This is a genomic window from Streptomyces sp. NPDC026659, from assembly GCF_040638245.1.
In the GTDB taxonomy this organism is placed as follows: domain Bacteria; phylum Actinomycetota; class Actinomycetes; order Streptomycetales; family Streptomycetaceae; genus Streptomyces.
Window position 1 is genome coordinate 245,956 of the sequence record NZ_JBEZXY010000005.1, and the last position, 15,689, is coordinate 261,644.

Annotated in this window: 20 protein-coding genes; 8 read left to right on the forward strand and 12 right to left on the reverse strand. The window is 70.5% G+C overall.

Annotated elements, in window-relative coordinates; translation table 11 throughout:
* Nucleotides 1-30 precede the first annotated feature (30 nt).
* Nucleotides 31-966, reverse strand: a complete 936-nt coding sequence (locus tag AB0E91_RS15245) for a LysR family transcriptional regulator (protein WP_361780701.1) — start codon at nt 964-966, stop codon at nt 31-33.
* A gap of 124 nt (nt 967-1,090) precedes the next feature.
* Between AB0E91_RS15245 and AB0E91_RS15250 the strand changes: the two genes are divergently transcribed.
* The 4 genes from AB0E91_RS15250 (at nt 1,091) to AB0E91_RS15265 (ending at nt 5,224) form a co-directional block, all read left to right on the forward strand.
* On the forward strand, nt 1,091-2,332 hold the full coding sequence (locus tag AB0E91_RS15250) for an MFS transporter (protein ID WP_361780704.1): 1,242 nt from the start codon (nt 1,091-1,093) through the stop codon (nt 2,330-2,332).
* A 240-nt stretch (nt 2,333-2,572) separates the two neighbouring features.
* Nucleotides 2,573-3,322: an ATP-binding cassette domain-containing protein gene (locus tag AB0E91_RS15255; RefSeq protein WP_361780707.1), complete on the forward strand. Its 750-nt coding sequence runs from the start codon at nt 2,573-2,575 to the stop codon at nt 3,320-3,322.
* Nucleotides 3,313-4,629, forward strand: coding sequence for a hypothetical protein (locus AB0E91_RS15260; protein WP_361780710.1), 1,317 nt, complete (start codon nt 3,313-3,315; stop codon nt 4,627-4,629). The genes AB0E91_RS15255 and AB0E91_RS15260 overlap by 10 nt, the downstream gene beginning before the upstream one ends.
* A gap of 4 nt (nt 4,630-4,633) precedes the next feature.
* Nucleotides 4,634-5,224 carry a hypothetical protein gene (locus AB0E91_RS15265; RefSeq protein ID WP_361780713.1) on the forward strand — a complete coding sequence of 197 codons (591 nt, stop codon included), beginning with the start codon at nt 4,634-4,636 and terminating at the stop codon, nt 5,222-5,224.
* A 31-nt stretch (nt 5,225-5,255) separates the two neighbouring features.
* Here the strand turns inward: AB0E91_RS15265 and AB0E91_RS15270 are convergent, their stop codons facing one another.
* Entirely contained in the window at nt 5,256-5,789 is a 534-nt protein-coding gene (locus tag AB0E91_RS15270; protein ID WP_361780716.1) for a DUF2165 domain-containing protein, read from the reverse strand.
* Between the two features lie 356 nt (nt 5,790-6,145).
* On the opposite strand from AB0E91_RS15270, the gene AB0E91_RS15275 reads away from it, so the two are divergent.
* On the forward strand, nt 6,146-6,844 hold the full coding sequence (locus AB0E91_RS15275) for a tectonin domain-containing protein (RefSeq protein WP_361780719.1): 699 nt from the start codon (nt 6,146-6,148) through the stop codon (nt 6,842-6,844).
* Between the two features lie 69 nt (nt 6,845-6,913).
* Here AB0E91_RS15275 and AB0E91_RS15280 read toward each other — a convergent pair whose 3' ends face one another.
* Both AB0E91_RS15280 and AB0E91_RS15285 read right to left on the reverse strand, forming a co-directional pair.
* The gene (locus AB0E91_RS15280) at nt 6,914-7,447 is read right to left on the reverse strand and encodes a hypothetical protein (RefSeq protein WP_361780722.1); all 534 of its coding nucleotides are present in this window, start codon (nt 7,445-7,447) and stop codon (nt 6,914-6,916) included.
* Nucleotides 7,432-7,704 (reverse strand): MerR family transcriptional regulator, encoded by a 273-nt coding sequence (locus AB0E91_RS15285; RefSeq protein ID WP_361780725.1) that lies wholly within the window; start codon nt 7,702-7,704, stop codon nt 7,432-7,434. Before AB0E91_RS15285 ends, AB0E91_RS15280 begins: the two co-directional genes overlap by 16 nt.
* A gap of 155 nt (nt 7,705-7,859) precedes the next feature.
* Between AB0E91_RS15285 and AB0E91_RS15290 the strand changes: the two genes are divergently transcribed.
* Both AB0E91_RS15290 and AB0E91_RS15295 read left to right on the forward strand, forming a co-directional pair.
* Nucleotides 7,860-8,084, forward strand: coding sequence for a hypothetical protein (locus tag AB0E91_RS15290; RefSeq protein WP_361781324.1), 225 nt, complete (start codon nt 7,860-7,862; stop codon nt 8,082-8,084).
* A gap of 136 nt (nt 8,085-8,220) precedes the next feature.
* Nucleotides 8,221-8,574 carry a hypothetical protein gene (locus AB0E91_RS15295; RefSeq protein WP_361780728.1) on the forward strand — a complete coding sequence of 118 codons (354 nt, stop codon included), beginning with the start codon at nt 8,221-8,223 and terminating at the stop codon, nt 8,572-8,574.
* Nucleotides 8,575-8,597: 23 nt separating this feature from the next.
* Here AB0E91_RS15295 and AB0E91_RS15300 read toward each other — a convergent pair whose 3' ends face one another.
* From AB0E91_RS15300 to AB0E91_RS15325, 6 genes are all read right to left on the reverse strand, one after another.
* Nucleotides 8,598-9,317, reverse strand: a complete 720-nt coding sequence (locus AB0E91_RS15300) for a coenzyme F420-0:L-glutamate ligase (RefSeq protein ID WP_361780731.1) — start codon at nt 9,315-9,317, stop codon at nt 8,598-8,600.
* A 276-nt stretch (nt 9,318-9,593) separates the two neighbouring features.
* Nucleotides 9,594-10,238, reverse strand: coding sequence for a LysE family translocator (locus AB0E91_RS15305; RefSeq protein ID WP_361781327.1), 645 nt, complete (start codon nt 10,236-10,238; stop codon nt 9,594-9,596).
* A 16-nt stretch (nt 10,239-10,254) separates the two neighbouring features.
* Nucleotides 10,255-10,449 (reverse strand): DUF397 domain-containing protein, encoded by a 195-nt coding sequence (locus AB0E91_RS15310; protein WP_361780734.1) that lies wholly within the window; start codon nt 10,447-10,449, stop codon nt 10,255-10,257.
* 1 nt (nt 10,450) lies between these two features.
* Entirely contained in the window at nt 10,451-10,873 is a 423-nt protein-coding gene (locus AB0E91_RS15315; RefSeq protein WP_361780737.1) for a nuclear transport factor 2 family protein, read from the reverse strand.
* Between the two features lie 11 nt (nt 10,874-10,884).
* Nucleotides 10,885-11,070, reverse strand: a complete 186-nt coding sequence (locus AB0E91_RS15320; RefSeq protein ID WP_361780740.1) for a DUF397 domain-containing protein — start codon at nt 11,068-11,070, stop codon at nt 10,885-10,887.
* A complete protein-coding gene (locus tag AB0E91_RS15325) occupies nt 11,055-11,879 on the reverse strand; it encodes a helix-turn-helix transcriptional regulator (protein ID WP_361780743.1) in 825 nt (274 codons plus the stop codon). Before AB0E91_RS15325 ends, AB0E91_RS15320 begins: the two co-directional genes overlap by 16 nt.
* Nucleotides 11,880-11,984: 105 nt before the next feature.
* Between AB0E91_RS15325 and AB0E91_RS15330 the strand changes: the two genes are divergently transcribed.
* Complete coding sequence (locus AB0E91_RS15330) at nt 11,985-12,401, forward strand: ATP-binding protein (RefSeq protein ID WP_361781330.1); 417 nt, start codon at nt 11,985-11,987, stop codon at nt 12,399-12,401.
* Here AB0E91_RS15330 and AB0E91_RS15335 read toward each other — a convergent pair.
* Nucleotides 12,394-12,966 (reverse strand): hypothetical protein, encoded by a 573-nt coding sequence (locus tag AB0E91_RS15335; protein ID WP_361780746.1) that lies wholly within the window; start codon nt 12,964-12,966, stop codon nt 12,394-12,396. The genes AB0E91_RS15330 and AB0E91_RS15335 overlap by 8 nt on opposite strands.
* Before the next feature lie 59 nt (nt 12,967-13,025).
* The gene (locus AB0E91_RS15340; RefSeq protein WP_361780749.1) at nt 13,026-15,611 is read right to left on the reverse strand and encodes a bifunctional FO biosynthesis protein CofGH; all 2,586 of its coding nucleotides are present in this window, start codon (nt 15,609-15,611) and stop codon (nt 13,026-13,028) included.
* Nucleotides 15,612-15,689 lie beyond the last annotated feature (78 nt).

The following is a 15,689-nucleotide window of genomic DNA, read 5'->3' on the forward strand; positions in this document are numbered from 1 at the left end:
ACGTTCAGGTCTGTGAACGGGTCACGATGGTCAGCGGGGCCGCGCCCAGTCCGGCACCCAGGTCCCGGGCGCGTCGTGTCGGGGAGCCGCGGCGGCGAGATACGTACGCAGGGTGGCCAGCGCCGGGTGGGGGTTGTCCCGGTGCCACAGGAGCGAGTGCGGGTAGACGGGGGTCGGGTCGGTGACCGGGATGCGGCGGAGGCCGTGGCCGGCGGGCCAGACGAGACGGGTGGGCTCGCCCATGAAGGTGGCCAGGGCCGGGGTGTCGGCGATGGTGTCGAGGAGTGCGTCGGAGCCGAAGTTGGGACCGGTCACTTCGATGGTGAGGCCGAACTCGGCGGCGAGGTCGTCGTAGTAGGCGGCCCACTCGGTACCGGGGGCGATACCGGGCATCCAGATCCGGTGCCCGGCGAGCCGGGCGAGGGTCACGGACCGGGCGCCCGCCAGTGCGTGGGCGGGGCCGGTGAGGAGCTGGAGCGGCTCGTCGAGCACCCGGACGGACGCGATGTCCTCCGGCAGGGGCCGGCCGGGCGCGGCGACGGCGCGGAAGGACGCGTCGATCGCGCCGGAGCGGATGGCGGTGACGGCCGTCTCGATGTCGAACAGCATCATCACGTCGAGGTCGACCTCGGGATGTGCGCGGTGGAAACCGCGCATCAGGCCCGACTGCGCGCTGCGCGAGGCGAGCACGTCGACGCGCAGCGGACGGCTCCCCCGGTGCACGGAGGCGACGGCCCGCTCGGCCACGCGCACCAGCTCCCGCGCGTGTGGCAGGAACGCCTGCCCGTCGATGGTCAACTCGGCGCCGCGCGGGGTGCGGGTGAACAGCCTTACCCCCAGGACGCGTTCCAGCGCGGCGATCCGTTTGGACACGGCCTGCTGGGTGACCGCCAGCTCGTCGGCGGCCTCCCGGAACCGCCCGGCGTCGGCGACGGCGAGGAAGGTGCGCACGGTGTCGAGGTCCATGGAGCCAGGGTAGGGCGACAACTGTTGGTTGTCGCCCGACGGCTGCGCGGTTGTTTGATCCCTGGTCGGCTGGGCCGCTTTGATGCTTGGGGTCGCGGATCGGTTGTGGAAGCGGGTTACGGGTATGAGGAGCGGGCGCGGGCTGGGGCGGGCCTTCAGGTGGCTCTGGGGGGCGTACGGGACGAGCGCGCTCGGTACCTGGCTCGCCTTCGGCGCCTTCCCACTGATCGCTGTCCGGGTGCTGCACGCGGGACCGGCGGAGGTGGCGGCGCTGTCCTCGGCCGGGGCGGCGGTGGGCGCGGCGGTGGCGCTGCCGCTCGGGCCCTGGGTGGAGTTCCGGCGCAAGCGGCCGGTGCTGATCGCGATGGACCTGCTGCGGTGCGCGGCGCTGCTGACGATCCCGGCCGCGTACGCGCTCGGCGCGCTCACCTTCGTCCAGCTCCTGCTGGTCTCGGTGGTGGTCGCGGCGGCGGACATCACCTTCCGCGCGGCCTCCGGGGCGTACCTCAAGACCCTGCTGCCACCCGGGGACCTCCTCCTCGCCAACGCCCGCTTCGAGTCGACGGCCTGGACGACCACGATCGTCGGGCCGCCACTGGGCGGGGCGGCGATCGGGCTGCTCGGGCCGGTGGTGACGGTGGTGGCGGACGCGGTGAGTTATCTGCTGTCGGCGCTGGGCCTGCGGGCGATCGGGGGCGGGGAGGAGCGACCCGGCGGGCGCGGATCGGCTGCGCGGCTGCACCCGGCTGATCTGGTGGCCGGCTGGCGGCACATCCTCGCCGACCTCACCCTGCGCCCCCTGTTCCTCAACGCGGCTTTCTTCAACGGCCTGTTGATGGCCACCGAGCCCCTCCTCGCGGTCCTGATGCTCGGACGCCTCGGGTTCGCGCCGTGGCAGTACGGCCTGGCCTTCGCCGCGCCGTCGCTGGGCGGCCTGCTGGGCTCACGACTGGCCCGCCCACTGGTGGCGAGGTACGGACAGCACCGGGTGCTGACGGTTTCCGGAAGGCTACGAGCCCTCTGGCCGATCGGCCTCGCCTTCCTGGGCCCGGGCACGGGCGGGCTGCTCCTGGTCATGGGCGTCGAGCTGGGCCTCATCCTCTGCTGCGGGGTCTTCAACCCGGTGAGCTCGACCTACCGCCTGGAGCGGACCCCCACCGACCGGGTCACCCGCGTGCTGTCGGCCTGGACGGTGACGACGAAGGCGACGACAGCCTTGCTGACGGCCGTGTGGGGCACCCTGGGCACACTGCTCGGCCCGTGCACGGCGATCGGACTGGCGGGGCTGCTTCTGCTGGCGACACCGCTGCTGCTGCCTCGCAGGGCGACGGGAGTGCCGGCCGAGCCCGAGCCGAGCGTGGCTTGAGAAGGTGCCGAGTTCTCGCTGGTCAGGCGCTTTCCACTTGCCCCAATAGATACGAGATTTTTACCTGAACTTGATCACAACTGGATCACAGCTGTAAGAAGTCGCTTCCATGCGATCTTCACAGCGAGTGAAGCTGGGGTCCCTTCCGGGCCGCACTCCCGCATGTGGTGATTTGAGGCATCTCAGGGCCCGCACCAAGTTGGTGCGGGCCTTTCCCCCACTGCCAGAGAGCACACACCCATGCCCATCGGCTTCCAGGCGGCCGCGTTCGGCTACCGCCGCCGCAGTCCGGTCATCCAGGACTTCACCTTCTCCTTCCCACCCGGCCGGACTGTGTTCCTCGGCCCCAATGGCGCGGGCAAGTCGACGGTCCTCTCCCTGGGCGCCTCGGTACTGCGCCCGCGGTCAGGAACGGTCACCCACGACGGGCTGCGGACCGACCGGCGCGGCGACCTCGCCGCATACCGTCGGCGCATCGCGTGGCTGCCCCAGCAGATCGAGTCGGTCCCCCGGCTCACCGCCCGCGAACAGGTCGCCTACGTCGGCTGGCTGAAGGGCATGAACCGCCGCGTCGCCTGGGACGCCTCGCTCGGCGCTCTCCGGCGGGTCGAACTGGCCGACTTCGCCGACCGGAAGGTCCACCAGCTGTCCGGCGGCCAGCAACGCCGCGTCGGCATCGCGCAGTCACTGGTGCACGAGGCCGAAGTCCTCCTGCTCGACGAGCCGACCGCCGGGATGGACCCGCGCCAGCGCCGCGTCTTCCACGAGATCCTCGCCGGGCTCGACCAGCACGTCCTGCTCTCCACCCACGACGTCGCCGACCTGGAGGACACCTACGACAACGTCGTCGTGCTCAACGGCGGGACCGTCCGCTTCGCCGGTCCGGTACGCGAGTTCCACGCTCTGGCTCCACCCGGCACCGCTTCGGGGCGTCTTGCGGAAGCCGCCTACTACGCCACGGTCCAGGAGGAGGAGACCGCATGCGCATAGCGACAGCGCTGCGCACCACCGGCGTCGTGTGGATCGCGCCTCTGGTCCTCGCATGGGTGTGGCTCGTCAGTAGTCACGAGGCCGCGAACGAACCGGCCTACTGGGCAGGCAACACCGCCCTGGTCGGGCACACTCTCCCCTTCTACGCCCCCGCCTGCGCGGCCTTCGCGGCGTGGGAAGCCGGACGGCTGAGGCGGGCCGGAGTCCATCGGCTGGCGCCGGTGCGCGGCAGATACGCCATCGCGGTCGACGTGCTGTGGCCCGTCGTCCTCCTCGGCGTGACGGCGGTCGTGGTGTGCCTGCTGACCGTACGACTGGCGACCGGCGCGGCGCACGACTGGCCGCACCCGGGTGTGCTGGCCATGGCCGGGTACCTGATCATCGTCCACACCGTCCTGGGCTACGGGCTCGGCATGGTGCTGCCCCGCGTCCTGGCCACCCCGCTGATCCTCGTCGTCGACTATCTGTGTCTCGTCATGCCCGTCACGGTCGTCCACCCCATGTGGCTGCGGGAACTCACCGGGTGGCTCGACGCCCCTTACGGGGACCTCACCACCACCGTGAACCCGGTGGCGCTCGCCGTACCGATGGTGCTGGCCACCGGCGTTCTGGCCGCGGTCCTGGCCAGTGCCGAGATCGCCCGCCGGCATCGCCCCCGGGCCGTACGCGTCGGCGCCGCGGCCGCCGCGTCCCTGGTCTGCCTGAGCGTGTTCACGGTCGCGGCTGTGCTGCCCGTCCGCGACTGGAAGGGTGACCCGCCGCCGCAGGCCCGTACCGACCCGCCCGTGTGCGCAGGTGAGGCTCCCAGGATCTGCGTCCCCGTGGAGGCGTCCGACAGTCTGGAACCGCTGTCCGCCACTGCCCAGGAGGTCGTGCCCCGCCTCGTCGACGCGGGCTTGAAGCCGCCGAAGGAACTCGCGTTCGTCTCCGAAGCGGCGCCAGTCGACGCGCGGACGTGGCGACTGTTCCTCTACCGGGACATGGGCGCGGCGGACATGAAGGCGAGCATCGCGGCGTCCGCGCTGCCCTCGATCCCGTCGTGCCCCGACACCTCCGACGTACGGACCGGTCACGCGGGCACGCTCGCGGCCTGGCTCATGGTCAAGGCGGGCATGGGGGTGGACGAGATTCAGACCCAGCGTGGCCAGAAGCTGGCTGCGGACCCCCGGGTGATGTCCGTGGTGAACAGGGAGGTGAAGCTGTCTCCCGGCGAGCAACTGGCCTGGTTCACACGAAATGTGACGTTGCTTCAGCGGTGCGAGCCCGCCCCGGAGACCCTGCCGGCCGTCACCGAGACGGGAGCGTGATCCGATGGGCTTGTGGCTGAGAACGCGACGGATTCCCGTCCTCGCCGCCGCTCTGGCCGCCTGTGCCGCGCTGACCGCGGCAGCCGGTGACACGCTGGTCGACCTTCCCTCCCTGGGCAGTGACGCCGCCCGGCCCTTGGTGCTCTTCGCCCCGCTTCTCGTCTGTATGGGGCTCGCGTTCTCCCTCAGCAGCAGGCTGCCCGCCGCCGAGGCATCGGGCAGCCGTCCAGTGACCCGCTTCGACCAAGCACTGGTTCTGGCCGCCGTCCTGCTCAGCGTTGTCGTGGCGTATGCCGTCGCGGTACTCCTCGACGCCCCGACCGCGAACACCGTCGGGCGCAACACCGCGTTCCTCGTCGGGCTGATGCTCTGCACCCGCCGGGCAGCGGGCCATCAGGTGGCGGCCATCGCTCCCATCGCGTGGGTGATCACGATGATGCTCATCGGGAACACCGGCGGCAACGGTCAGCCCCACCCGTGGACCGTCATCCTCATGCCCCCGGACCACGTACCCGCCGCACTCGCGGCCACCGCGATGCTGGCCCTCGGCACAGTCGCGGCTCCGGCCGCTCCGCTGCTCCGCGACGCGACCTGAGACGCGCCGGGCCGGAACACAAGGAACACGCTCAGGCCTGCGCCGTACGCCGCTCCGGCAACTGGTTCACGACCAGCGCGACCCCGCTCACCAGGACGATCCGGGTGGCCGCGTCCAGGCCGTTCCAGGACTTGGACTGCCACATGGCGAACCACTCCCCGCCGATGGCGATGAACCCGGCGCCGAAGAGGAGTATCAGCATCAGCAGGCCGTAGGTGGAGATGCGGCGGGCGCGGTCGTGGTCCCGCCGGGCCCACAGCCAGGTGCCCCAGACCAGTACGACGGCCGCGACCGTCTCCCACACGATGATCGCCACGTACGCGGTGTCCTGAAGCGCGGTGCTGGTGATCGCCCGCCACATCAGGGCGTCGTCCTTGAGCGTCGTGTCCATCGCCAGTACGTGCCGGACGTACTGCTGGTTGGACCCGAAGTCGGTGATGTTCCCGAGGGCGACGAGGGCGATGTACAGCGCGAGGACACCTGTGAACACGCCCGCCGCGAGGGGGAGGCCGGTGCGGGGGGTGGTCGTGGTGGGGGTGCTGGTGTCGGTGGGAGTGGTGGTCATGGTCGAATTCTCCCTGGGACGACGGGAGTTGTGCCGTACGCATCGCGCCAGAATCCGTGGCTGCTTCGGTGCCGACCATGCACCGGGGCCGATCGCTGGAGTCGGCATCACCACTCACGGGCTTGTCGGCGTCAACGCGCCGACCGTGAACAACCCACAGTCAGGACTTCTGTTCCGGTCACCCTTCAGCGGCCCGCTGAGCCGTACCGGCCCATCCCGCCTACGCACGCCATCCAATAAACGCGTCTTTTCAGACAAAAATAAAGTTTCCGCCTCAAATGCGCTTGAATGGCGAATCGTTCCGTCGCGGGAGCGTCTTTACGCAGCGATCCCCCCACGGAAGAGGAGCCAGTCACATGGCCCACTGGAAGCAGATCAGCGGCGGACTCGTCCGGATCTCGGCCGGGTCCCGGACCAACGTCTGGGGCGTCAACTCCGCCGGGAACATCTACCGCTACACCAACAACGACGCCAACCCCTGGCTCCAGATCCCCGGCACACTCACCGACATCGGCGCAGCCGCCGACGGCACCGTCTGGGGCGTCAACTCCGCAGGCAACATCTACCGCTACACCGGCGACCAGGAAAGCGGCCACTGGAAGCAGATCAGCGGCGGACTCGCCCGGATCTCGGCCGGGTCCCGGACCAACGTCTGGGGCGTCAACTCCGCCGGGAACATCTACCGCTACACCAACAACGACGCCAACCCCTGGCTGCAGATCCCCGGCGCCCTCACCGACATCGGCGCAGCCGCCGACGGCACCGTCTGGGGCGTCAACTCCGCCGGAAACATCTACCGCTACACCGGCGACCAGGAAAGCGGCCACTGGAAGCAGATCAGCGGCGGACTCAAGGCGATCTCGGCAGGCTCCCGCACCTCCGTCTGGGGGACGAACGCCGGCGGGAACATCTACCACTACACCAACAACGACGCCAACCCCTGGCTCCAGATCCCCGGCGCCCTCACCGACATCGGCGCGGGAGTCGACGGCACCGTCTGGGGCGTGAACTCGGCCGGGAACATCTACCGCTACACCGGTGATCTGCCCGGCTGACCACCCACCACCAGGCATCCCGCCACCGCGAGTCAGGCCGGTCGCGCCCTCCGGGCGTGACCGGCCCTGTCAGTCGCCGTCCCGGGCCACGCGGGCGCGGTCCAAGTAGGCGTACAGCGCGGTCATCTTCTCGGCCGGCCAGGGCAGCTTCTGGGCGATGTCGGCGCTGTGGTCCTGCCACAGCCGCTGAATCGCGGCCTGCAGTTGCTCGCGCTGCTCGGCGGTGAAGCCCTCGGGCTGGAACGGGGCGCCCAACTGGTCGTAGCGGCACAGGAGTTCCTGGACCTGCGGGTCGTCGACCGGGGTGTCGTCCTCCACATGACCCAGCAGCTGCTCGACCAGCCGGGCCCAGCGGGTCTTGGTCTCCTCGGCCGCCTCCGGGCCCGCCGCCGCGATGCCCTGGGCCATCTGCGCGCGCTGCTCGTCGGTGAAGTAGTTGTTCAGCATCGAGATCATCTCCAAGGCCGTCATGAACTGATCCGGATCGGGCATCGCCCCCGCGTCGAGGCGCCACAGGAGTCCTCGGACCTCCTGGATGAGCTGCCGGGTACGGTCCGCCCGCGCGGTCAGCTCGTCCAGCTGCGCCGTCAGCAGGCGGCGCATCCCCGCCAAGTCCTCGGACGAGGCGTCGAGGGCGCCCTTGACCTGCTCCAGCGGGATCCCCAGAGCCCGGACGTCAGCACGCGGTACAGCCGCCGCAGATCCTGCTCGGTGTAGCGGCGGTGGCCCGAGGCCGTCCGTCCACTCGCCCGCAGCAGGCCGATCCCGTCGTAGTGGCGCAGCGCGCGTACGGACACCCCGCTCGCCTGCGCCAGCTCACCGATGCTCCAACGGCGCTCGGCCGCGTCTTTCCCGATCACGCCCGCCACGCTAGAACCTCTCACTACGGCAGGTTCAAGGGCGGCCGTCATGGCGGTCCGAGCGGTCCGAGTGGTCCGAGCGGTCCGACGGGAACCGGTCCCCGTGATCAACGCCCGCGGCTGCTCACTACACTCCCCCGGTGAACAACATCCCGATGAACAACATACGGTGCACCCAATGCGGTGCGGTGGGGCTGGAACCGGGCTTCGTCGAGGACTCCGGACAAGGCGCTCGCGGGTTCGCGCGGTGGATCCAGGGCGCCCTTCAGCGAGGCCCGCTCGGCAACGCCAAGAGGATGGGCCGACCGCACTGGCAGATCGACGCCTATCGCTGCCCCGTCTGCGCACACCTGGAACTGTTCGCCGGTCAGCGGGACTAGCGGCGGGGTGGGCGGGAGAACAGGGTCGGATGCGGGGGAGGTGCGGAAACCTCGTGGCTGCCGGGTTCGCGGTGTCGGTATCGTCCGGCTCCCGACACCCGCCGTACCGGCGGCCTGCCACAGAGAGCGATGACCGATGACCAGTCTTCGAGCGACGACGACCCTGTGGCGCCCCACCGGTCCCAAGGAGCTGGAGCTGGTTCGCGAGCTGAACTGGCGTGCCTGGCCGCCCCGGTTGCCGGAGCAGCCGATCTTCTACCCGGTCCTCAACGAGGACTACGCGGTGAGGATCGCGCGGGACTGGAACGTGAAGCACGACGGCGCCGGTTTCGTCACGCGTTTCGAGGTCGAGTCGGACTTCGTGAGCCGGTATCCCGTCCAGCGGGCGGGCGGGGAGACGATCCTGGAGCTGTGGGTTCCGGCCGAGGAGCTGGACGACTTCAACGCCCACATCGTCGGCGCGATCCAGGTGGTCCACGAGTTCCGCTGAGCCGGGTGTTCACCGGGGAGGCGTCACGGCCGGTGGTGGAGCATCGAGGTCACGCCCTGGTCGCCGGGCTCGTAGGCGAGGCCGCGCAGGACGGCGACCGGTGCGCCACGGCCGCGCTGGCCGAGGATGATTCCGGCCGCCGCGGCGACGAGGTCGGTCAGGGTCTCCTCCTGTCGCTTGCCGTCGTGCTCGGTGACGCGGAGCGGGGCGATGCCTGCGGCGCCGATGGAGACGACGGTCGCCCCGCGGCGGTCGGCACGGCCGTCGGAGTCGGCGATGACCACCGCGACCCTGGCGCCGGTGACGTGGGTGAGCGCGTCGCGCAGGGCGCGGGCGGAGGCGTCGGGGTCCTCGGGCAGCAGCCACGCGCCGTCGCTGCCCGCGCGGTCGATCCCGGCGGAGGTGAGCTGGTACCCGAGCGTGTGGCGGGCGATGACCGGGCCGCGCTCGGTCGCCAGGAAGTGCTCGGTGGAGTGGTCGAGGATCAGCTGCACGATCGGCGCGGGCTTGCCCGTGCGGGCCGCGAGGTCCAGCGCCTCCGGGCCGGGCGTGACACCGGCGAGGTCGACGTAGCGCTTCTCCGCGACGGACACGGCCTTGCTGGCGACGACGACGATGTCCCCGTCGCGCAGCTCCGTACCGGTGCGGGTGAGCACGTCACCGATCGCGCCCGACAGGTCGTCGCCGGGCCGGACTTCGGGGAAGGGCTCCAGGGCGAAGGCGGAGAATCCGGAGGTGGTCATCGGGGGCTCCTACGCGGGTGGGGACGACGGCGGTGCTCGCTAAGCGGCCGCATTCGCCCGGCTGAGTACCGCCGCGGCCTGCCGCACACCGCGCAGCGTCCATGGCGGACACGCGACGTCCAGCTCCAGTGCGGGCAGCGGCTCCCCGGCCTGGCGTGCGGCTGAGTACCCCCTGTCACCGTATTCGCCGGATCGGCTGACAGGTCAGGGGCTGCGGCGAACCGGCTTCACGGGCGGTGACCGGCCGGCCGGGACGCCGCGAGAGCGCTTCCCGGATCAGGCCCTCGCGCGGGCCGGTACCTCGCGGGCGAGGACGAGCGCGGCGGTGCCGAGGAGGCTCCCTGTGATCCGGCGTTGCCATGTGGCCCAGGTCGGGCGGCGCTTGAGGAGGTGGGCGACGGAGCCGGCCGCGAGGATGATCAGGGCGTTGACGGTGATGCCCACGACGATCTGGATGGTGCCGAGGGCGAAGCCCTGGGCCGTGGTGTGGCCTCGGGCCGGGTCAATGAACTGGGGGATCAGGGCGAGGTAGAGGACGGCGACCTTCGGGTTCAGCAGGTTCGTGATTAGCCCCATGCGCAGCAGCTTCCAGTGCGAGTCGCGCGGGAGGTCGCGTGGCTCGAACAGTCCGCGGCCGCCCTGCCTGAGCGTCTGCCAGGCCAGGTAGGCGAGGTAGGCCGCGCCGATGGCCTTGAAGCCGATGTACAGCCACGGGACGGCTACGAAGACCACCGCCAGCCCCACGTTGGCCAAGGTCATGTACACCAGGAAGCCGACCGCCGTGCCGACCAGCGAGACGAGCCCGGCCGCGCGGCCCTGGCTCACGCTCCGGGACACCAGGTACACCATGTTCGGGCCCGGCGTGAGCGCCATTCCCAGTTCCACCAGGGCCATTCCGCCGGCTGCCGCCGCTGAGATCATCACGCGCGCCACCCTGTCAGACGCGACGGTGAGCTGCGAAGTGCAGGAACTCCGTCCAGGTGGTGGCGGGGACGAACAGTCGGGCGCCGTCCCCGTACTTGGAGTCACGGATGTGGATGGTGGCGGGGGTCAGGGCTACTTCCACGCACTCCGGTCCGTCGTTGCCGCTGTAGCTGCTCTTGAACCACTTCATGGCGGTCGGCTCTCGCATCTCAGCCCTCCTCCTCGAACGCCTGCGCAACGGCAAGGCTGTCCTCGTAGACATGGTGCCGGGTGACGAGGCCGCCCTCGACCGTCAAGTGCAGAGCGAACCTCGCTCGGTAGGCACGGCCCGTGGCGCGGGCCGTCTGGCGGATCTCGCCTAGTACGACCGCCTCGTTGCCGTCGATCAGGACTCGCTCGATCTCCGTCGCCGCTTCCCCCGGCACGTGGTGCTCCGCCAGCTCGCGGAAGTGGGCGGCGGCGTCCTCGCGGGTACGGCGGTGGCGGATCCAGGGAGTGGCCTTCCGACCGTGCTCAGCCTCCGGCCAGTCCAGCTTCCAGTCGCCCTGCTCCGCGTACATCTCGGCGATACGGTCCGGGTCGCCCTCTCCGATCCGGCGCAACAGCTCTTCCACGACGGCACGCGTGGACACGATGTGGGCTCCTAGGCGGTGTGGGTGGCGAAGCGGACGAACTCCGTCCAGGTGGTGGCGGGGACGGACAGTCGGGCGCCGTCCCTGTTCTTCGAGTCGCGGATGTGGATCGTGGCGGGGGTGAGGGCGACTTCCACGCAGGCGGAGTCGTCGTTGCCGCTGTAACTGCTCTTGAACCACTTCAGGGTTGAATCCATGTCTCTTCTTTCAGCACCTTTGCGATGAAGGCCAGTGACTCTGGGGGCGCGAGAGCCTGGGCCCGGATCATGCCATAGCGCATCTCCAAGGTCTGGACGTCCTGGGGGCCGCTGACCACTCGGTCGTACAGCTGGCCCGTGCTCTGCCCCAGCGTCTTGCCGCTACGAAGCTTCAACACCCGGAACTGGCCGCTCATGCCCGCGTGATCCTCGCGGTCCGTGGGCATTACCTGGATTGACACGTGCCGCAACTGGCCCATCTCCAGCAGATATTCGAGCTGTCCTCGCAGGACCGCCCTGCCTCCGACCGGACGTCGCAGCGTCACCTCCTCCTGCACGAAAGTGAGCAGAGGACGCGGCACCCGTTCGAAGACCGACTTTCGCGCCATGCGTGCGGCTACGAAGCGGTCAACCTCTACCTCGGTGTACGCGGGGCGACGCATCTCGTAAAGGGCCTTCGCATACGCGGGCGTCTGCAAGAGGCCGTCGATATGCAGGGCGGTGTAGGCCCCCAACTCCACCGACTCGTCCTCCAGCTTCTTCAGGTCCCGTACGTTCTTCGGATACCGCGCCTTCTCCACATCCTCCTTCATCGCCGACAACTTGCCCCCGGCGTCCAGCGCTTCATCGGACTTGTCCAGGAAATCCGGCTTGGGAACACGCCTACCCCGCTCCACCGAGGCGACCATCTCCCCGCTGTACCCGATGACAGCCCCAAGCTCCGGCTGAGTCATCCCCGCCGCTTCCCGCCACTTCCTGATCTGCCGCCCGACCGCCCTGAGTACGGCCGCCGCCTCCTCGTCCTCCACCCGTCACCCCTCTCCGCGTACCAGCCGTACCGTCACCCCAACCACCCGTACAGTCACGCTGCGTACCGTGGTCGTTGCTGTTCAGGGTAGGGACAGGCGGCCACGCTGGGTGATGTGAATCAGAAATCTGAGTTGCGGATCCAGCTGTCCGCCACCCGCAGAGGCGCACGCCTCGCACGGCTGCTCGCCGAGCGTCAACTGGACGAGTGGGGGCTGCCGTTCGAGGCGGCCACGCAGATCGTGGCCGAACTCGCTGCCAATGCCGTGCTGCACGGCCGGGTCAGGGGACGGGACTTCCGGCTGGAGTTGCGGCGGTACGACGACGGCACGCTGCGCATCGAGGTCACGGACGCCCGCGGGGAGCAGTCCCCGCATCTGCCGGACCCCTCGGCCGAGCCGGCCGAGAGCGGGCGGGGACTGCATATCGTCGCGGCGTACGCGCACCGCTGGGGCGTGGCCGAGGCCCCGGCGGGAGCCAAGACCGTCTGGGCCGAGCTGGCGCCGGAGGCGAGGGTTACTTGACGACCGCCACCCGCGTCCCCGGATCGCCGAAGGCCCACAGCGCGACGCCGTCCTCCTTGTGGAGGCGGATGCCGGTGGTCTGCTTGCCGTTGGCGGGGGGCGGGGAGGAGCCGTCGATGGCGTTGGAGAAGGCGGCGTCACCGGCCGGGGTGTGGGTGAAGTACAGGATGTGCTCGATACCGACCCCGTCGGAGCCGGTGCCGGCGGGCGTGCGGCCGAGGACGGAGTACCGGCCGGGCTGCGGGCTCACCGTGCCCGGCCACACCGTGAACGTGCGAATGGCCTTGCCCGTGGCGTCCACCAGCCACACCCGCTTCTCGCCGAGCGCGTAGACGATCCGGCGGCCCTGCCCGGAGGCGTCCGGGAGTGCGGGCGGGCCGGAGGGTTCCGGGGCGGCGGTGGTCGGGGTCGCGGCGGCGGAGGCCGTCGCCGAGGGGCGCGGTTTCACCACCGCCGCCGTGGGATGCGGGCCGTGCTCGGCCTGGATCGCGAGGGCGATGACGGCGGCGGTCGCGCCCACCGTCAGTCCGGAGACCCAGGCCCACGAGGGCAGTCGGGCAGCCACGGGTACGCATCTCCTCCGCTGTGAGTCCCCCGTCTACATCCGGGGTCGGATCATCGTACTCAGTCCAGGACCGGCAGTAGCTCCGGCAGGTGCCCGTCCGAGCTGCGGGCCGCCTTTTGCCGCTCCTCGGAGACCTCGCCGTAGAGGGTCGTACGCGGCTTCGCCGGGCGCCCGGCCGCCTCCGCGACCGCCTCCAGGTCCCGTACGGACTTGTACGAGCCGTACGACGAACCCGCCATGCGGGAGATCGTCTCCTCCATCAGCGTGCCGCCCAGGTCGTTCGCGCCGGAGCGCAGCATCTCGGCCGCGCCCTCGGTGCCGAGCTTCACCCAGCTCGTCTGGATGTTGGGGATCAGCCCATGCAGAAGCAGCCTGGCCATCGCCGTCACCGCGCGGTTGTCCCGCATGGTCGGCCCCGGGCGCGCGATGCCCGCGAGGTAGACCGGCGCGTTGGTGTGGATGAACGGCAGCGTCACGAACTCCGTGAATCCGCCCGTGCGTTGCTGGATTCCGGCCAGCGTGCGCAGATGGCCGAGCCAGTGGCGGGGCTGGTCCACGTGGCCGTACATCATCGTCGAGGACGAGCGGATGCCCAGCTCGTGTGCCGTGGTGATCACCTCGATCCACGTCGCCGTCGGCAGCTTGCCCTTGGTCAGCACCCAGCGGACCTCATCGTCCAGGATCTCCGCCGCCGTCCCCGGTACGGAGTCGAGTCCCGCTTCCTTCGCCGCCGTCAACCACTCGCGGATCGACATGCCCGTCCTGGTCGCGCCGTTGACGACCTCCATCGGGGAGAAGGCGTGGACGTGCATCCCGGGGACGCGCTCCTTGACCGCCTTCGCGATGTCGAAGTACGCCGTGCCGGGCAGGTCGGGGTGGATGCCGCCCTGCATGCAGACCTCCACCGCGCCCACGTCCCAAGCCTGTTGGGCGCGGTCGGCGACCTGGCTCAGGGAGAGGGTGTAGGCGTCGGCGTCGGTGCGGCGCTGGGCGAAGGCGCAGAAGCGGCAGCCGGTGTAGCAGACGTTGGTGAAGTTGATGTTGCGGGTGACGATGTACGTCACGTCGTCGCCGACCACCGACTTGCGCACGTCGTCGGCGATCCGGCACAGCGCGTCCAGCGCCGGGCCGTCGGCGTGGAGGAGGGCCAGGGCCTCGTCGTCGGTCAGCTTGGTCGGGTCGTCGGCCGCCGTGCGCAGGGCCGCGCGGACGTCCGTGTCGATGCGCTCGGGCGCCATGCCGGGGGCGGCCGCCTCGCGCAGCTCGGCCCAGTCGCCGTAGACCTCGTCGAAGTCGTCGCGGCGGTCGGAGGTGCGGCCGTCGGTGTCGATGGTGGAGTGCAGGTCGGTGCGGCCGGTCGCGGTGAAGACCTCCTCGGGCTCCTGCCAGGGCAGGCCCTTGAGGGTCGCGTCCGGGCGGGCGAGGCCGGTCTCCGGGTCGGCGAGCGCGTCCACGTGCGGGCGCAGCCTCGGGTCCAGCCAGGGCTCGCCCCTGCGGACGAACTCCGGGTACACACAGAGGCGTTCGCGCAGCTCGAAGCCCGCCTTGCGGGAGCGCTCGGTGAGCTGCTCGATCTGGGGCCAGGGGCGTTCGGGGTTGACGTGGTCGATGGTGAGCGGGGAGACCCCGCCCCAGTCGTCGATCCCGGCGCCGATCAGGCGCTCGTACTCGCCGTCGACCAGGTTCGGCGGGGCCTGGAGGCAGGCGGCGGGGCCCATGATGTGCCGGGCGACGGCGACCGTGGCGATCAGCTCGTCCAGTTCGGCGTCCGGCATCCCGCGCATGGCCGTGTCCGGCTTGGCGCGGAAGTTCTGGATGATCAGCTCCTGGATGCCGTGGTAGGCGCGGGAGACCTTGCGCAGCGCGAACAGGGACTCGGCGCGCTCCTCGTACGTCTCCCCGATGCCGATCAGCAGACCGGAGGTGAAGGGGACCGAGGAGCGGCCCGCGTCCTCCAACACCCGCAGGCGTACGGCCGGTTCCTTGTCCGGGGAGCCGTGGTGCGGGCCGCCGGGCTCGGACCACAGGCGGGTCGCGGTCGTCTCCAGCATCATGCCCATGCTCGGCGCGACCGGCTTGAGCCGCTGGAAGTCCGTCCAACTCATGACGCCCGGGTTGAGGTGGGGCAGCAGGCCGGTCTCCTCCAGGATGCGGATGGAGATGGCGCGGACGTACGCGATCGTGTCGTCGTACCCGTGCGCGTCCAGCCACTCGCGCGCCTCGGGCCAGCGGTCCTCCGGCTTGTCGCCGAGGGTGATGAGGGCTTCCTTGCAGCCGAGCGCGGCGCCCTTGCGGGCGACGTCCAGGACCTCGTCCGGGGACATGAACATCCCGTGTCCGGCGCGGCGCAGCTTGCCGGGGACGGTGACGAAGGTGCAGTAGTGGCACTTGTCGCGGCACAGCCGGGTCAGCGGGATGAACACGCTCTTGGAGTACGTGATGACGCCGGGCCTGCCCGCCTGTTCCAGGCCCGCGTCCCGCACCCGCGCGGCCGACGCGGCGAGGTCCTTCAGCTGCTCCCCGCGCGCCTGGAGCAGTACCGCCGCCTCGGTGACGTCGAGCGCGACGCCGTCCCGGGCTCGTTTGAGGGCGCGACGCATGGAGTTCTCGGTGGGGCCGGTTCCGGGGGTCGCGGAAGTCGTCATTGCATGAGCATACGTTCGGCGGCACGGGGTGCCAGGGGGCGTCCTCGGACGGTGGGACGGGCTGCGAGGTGCGCGGGG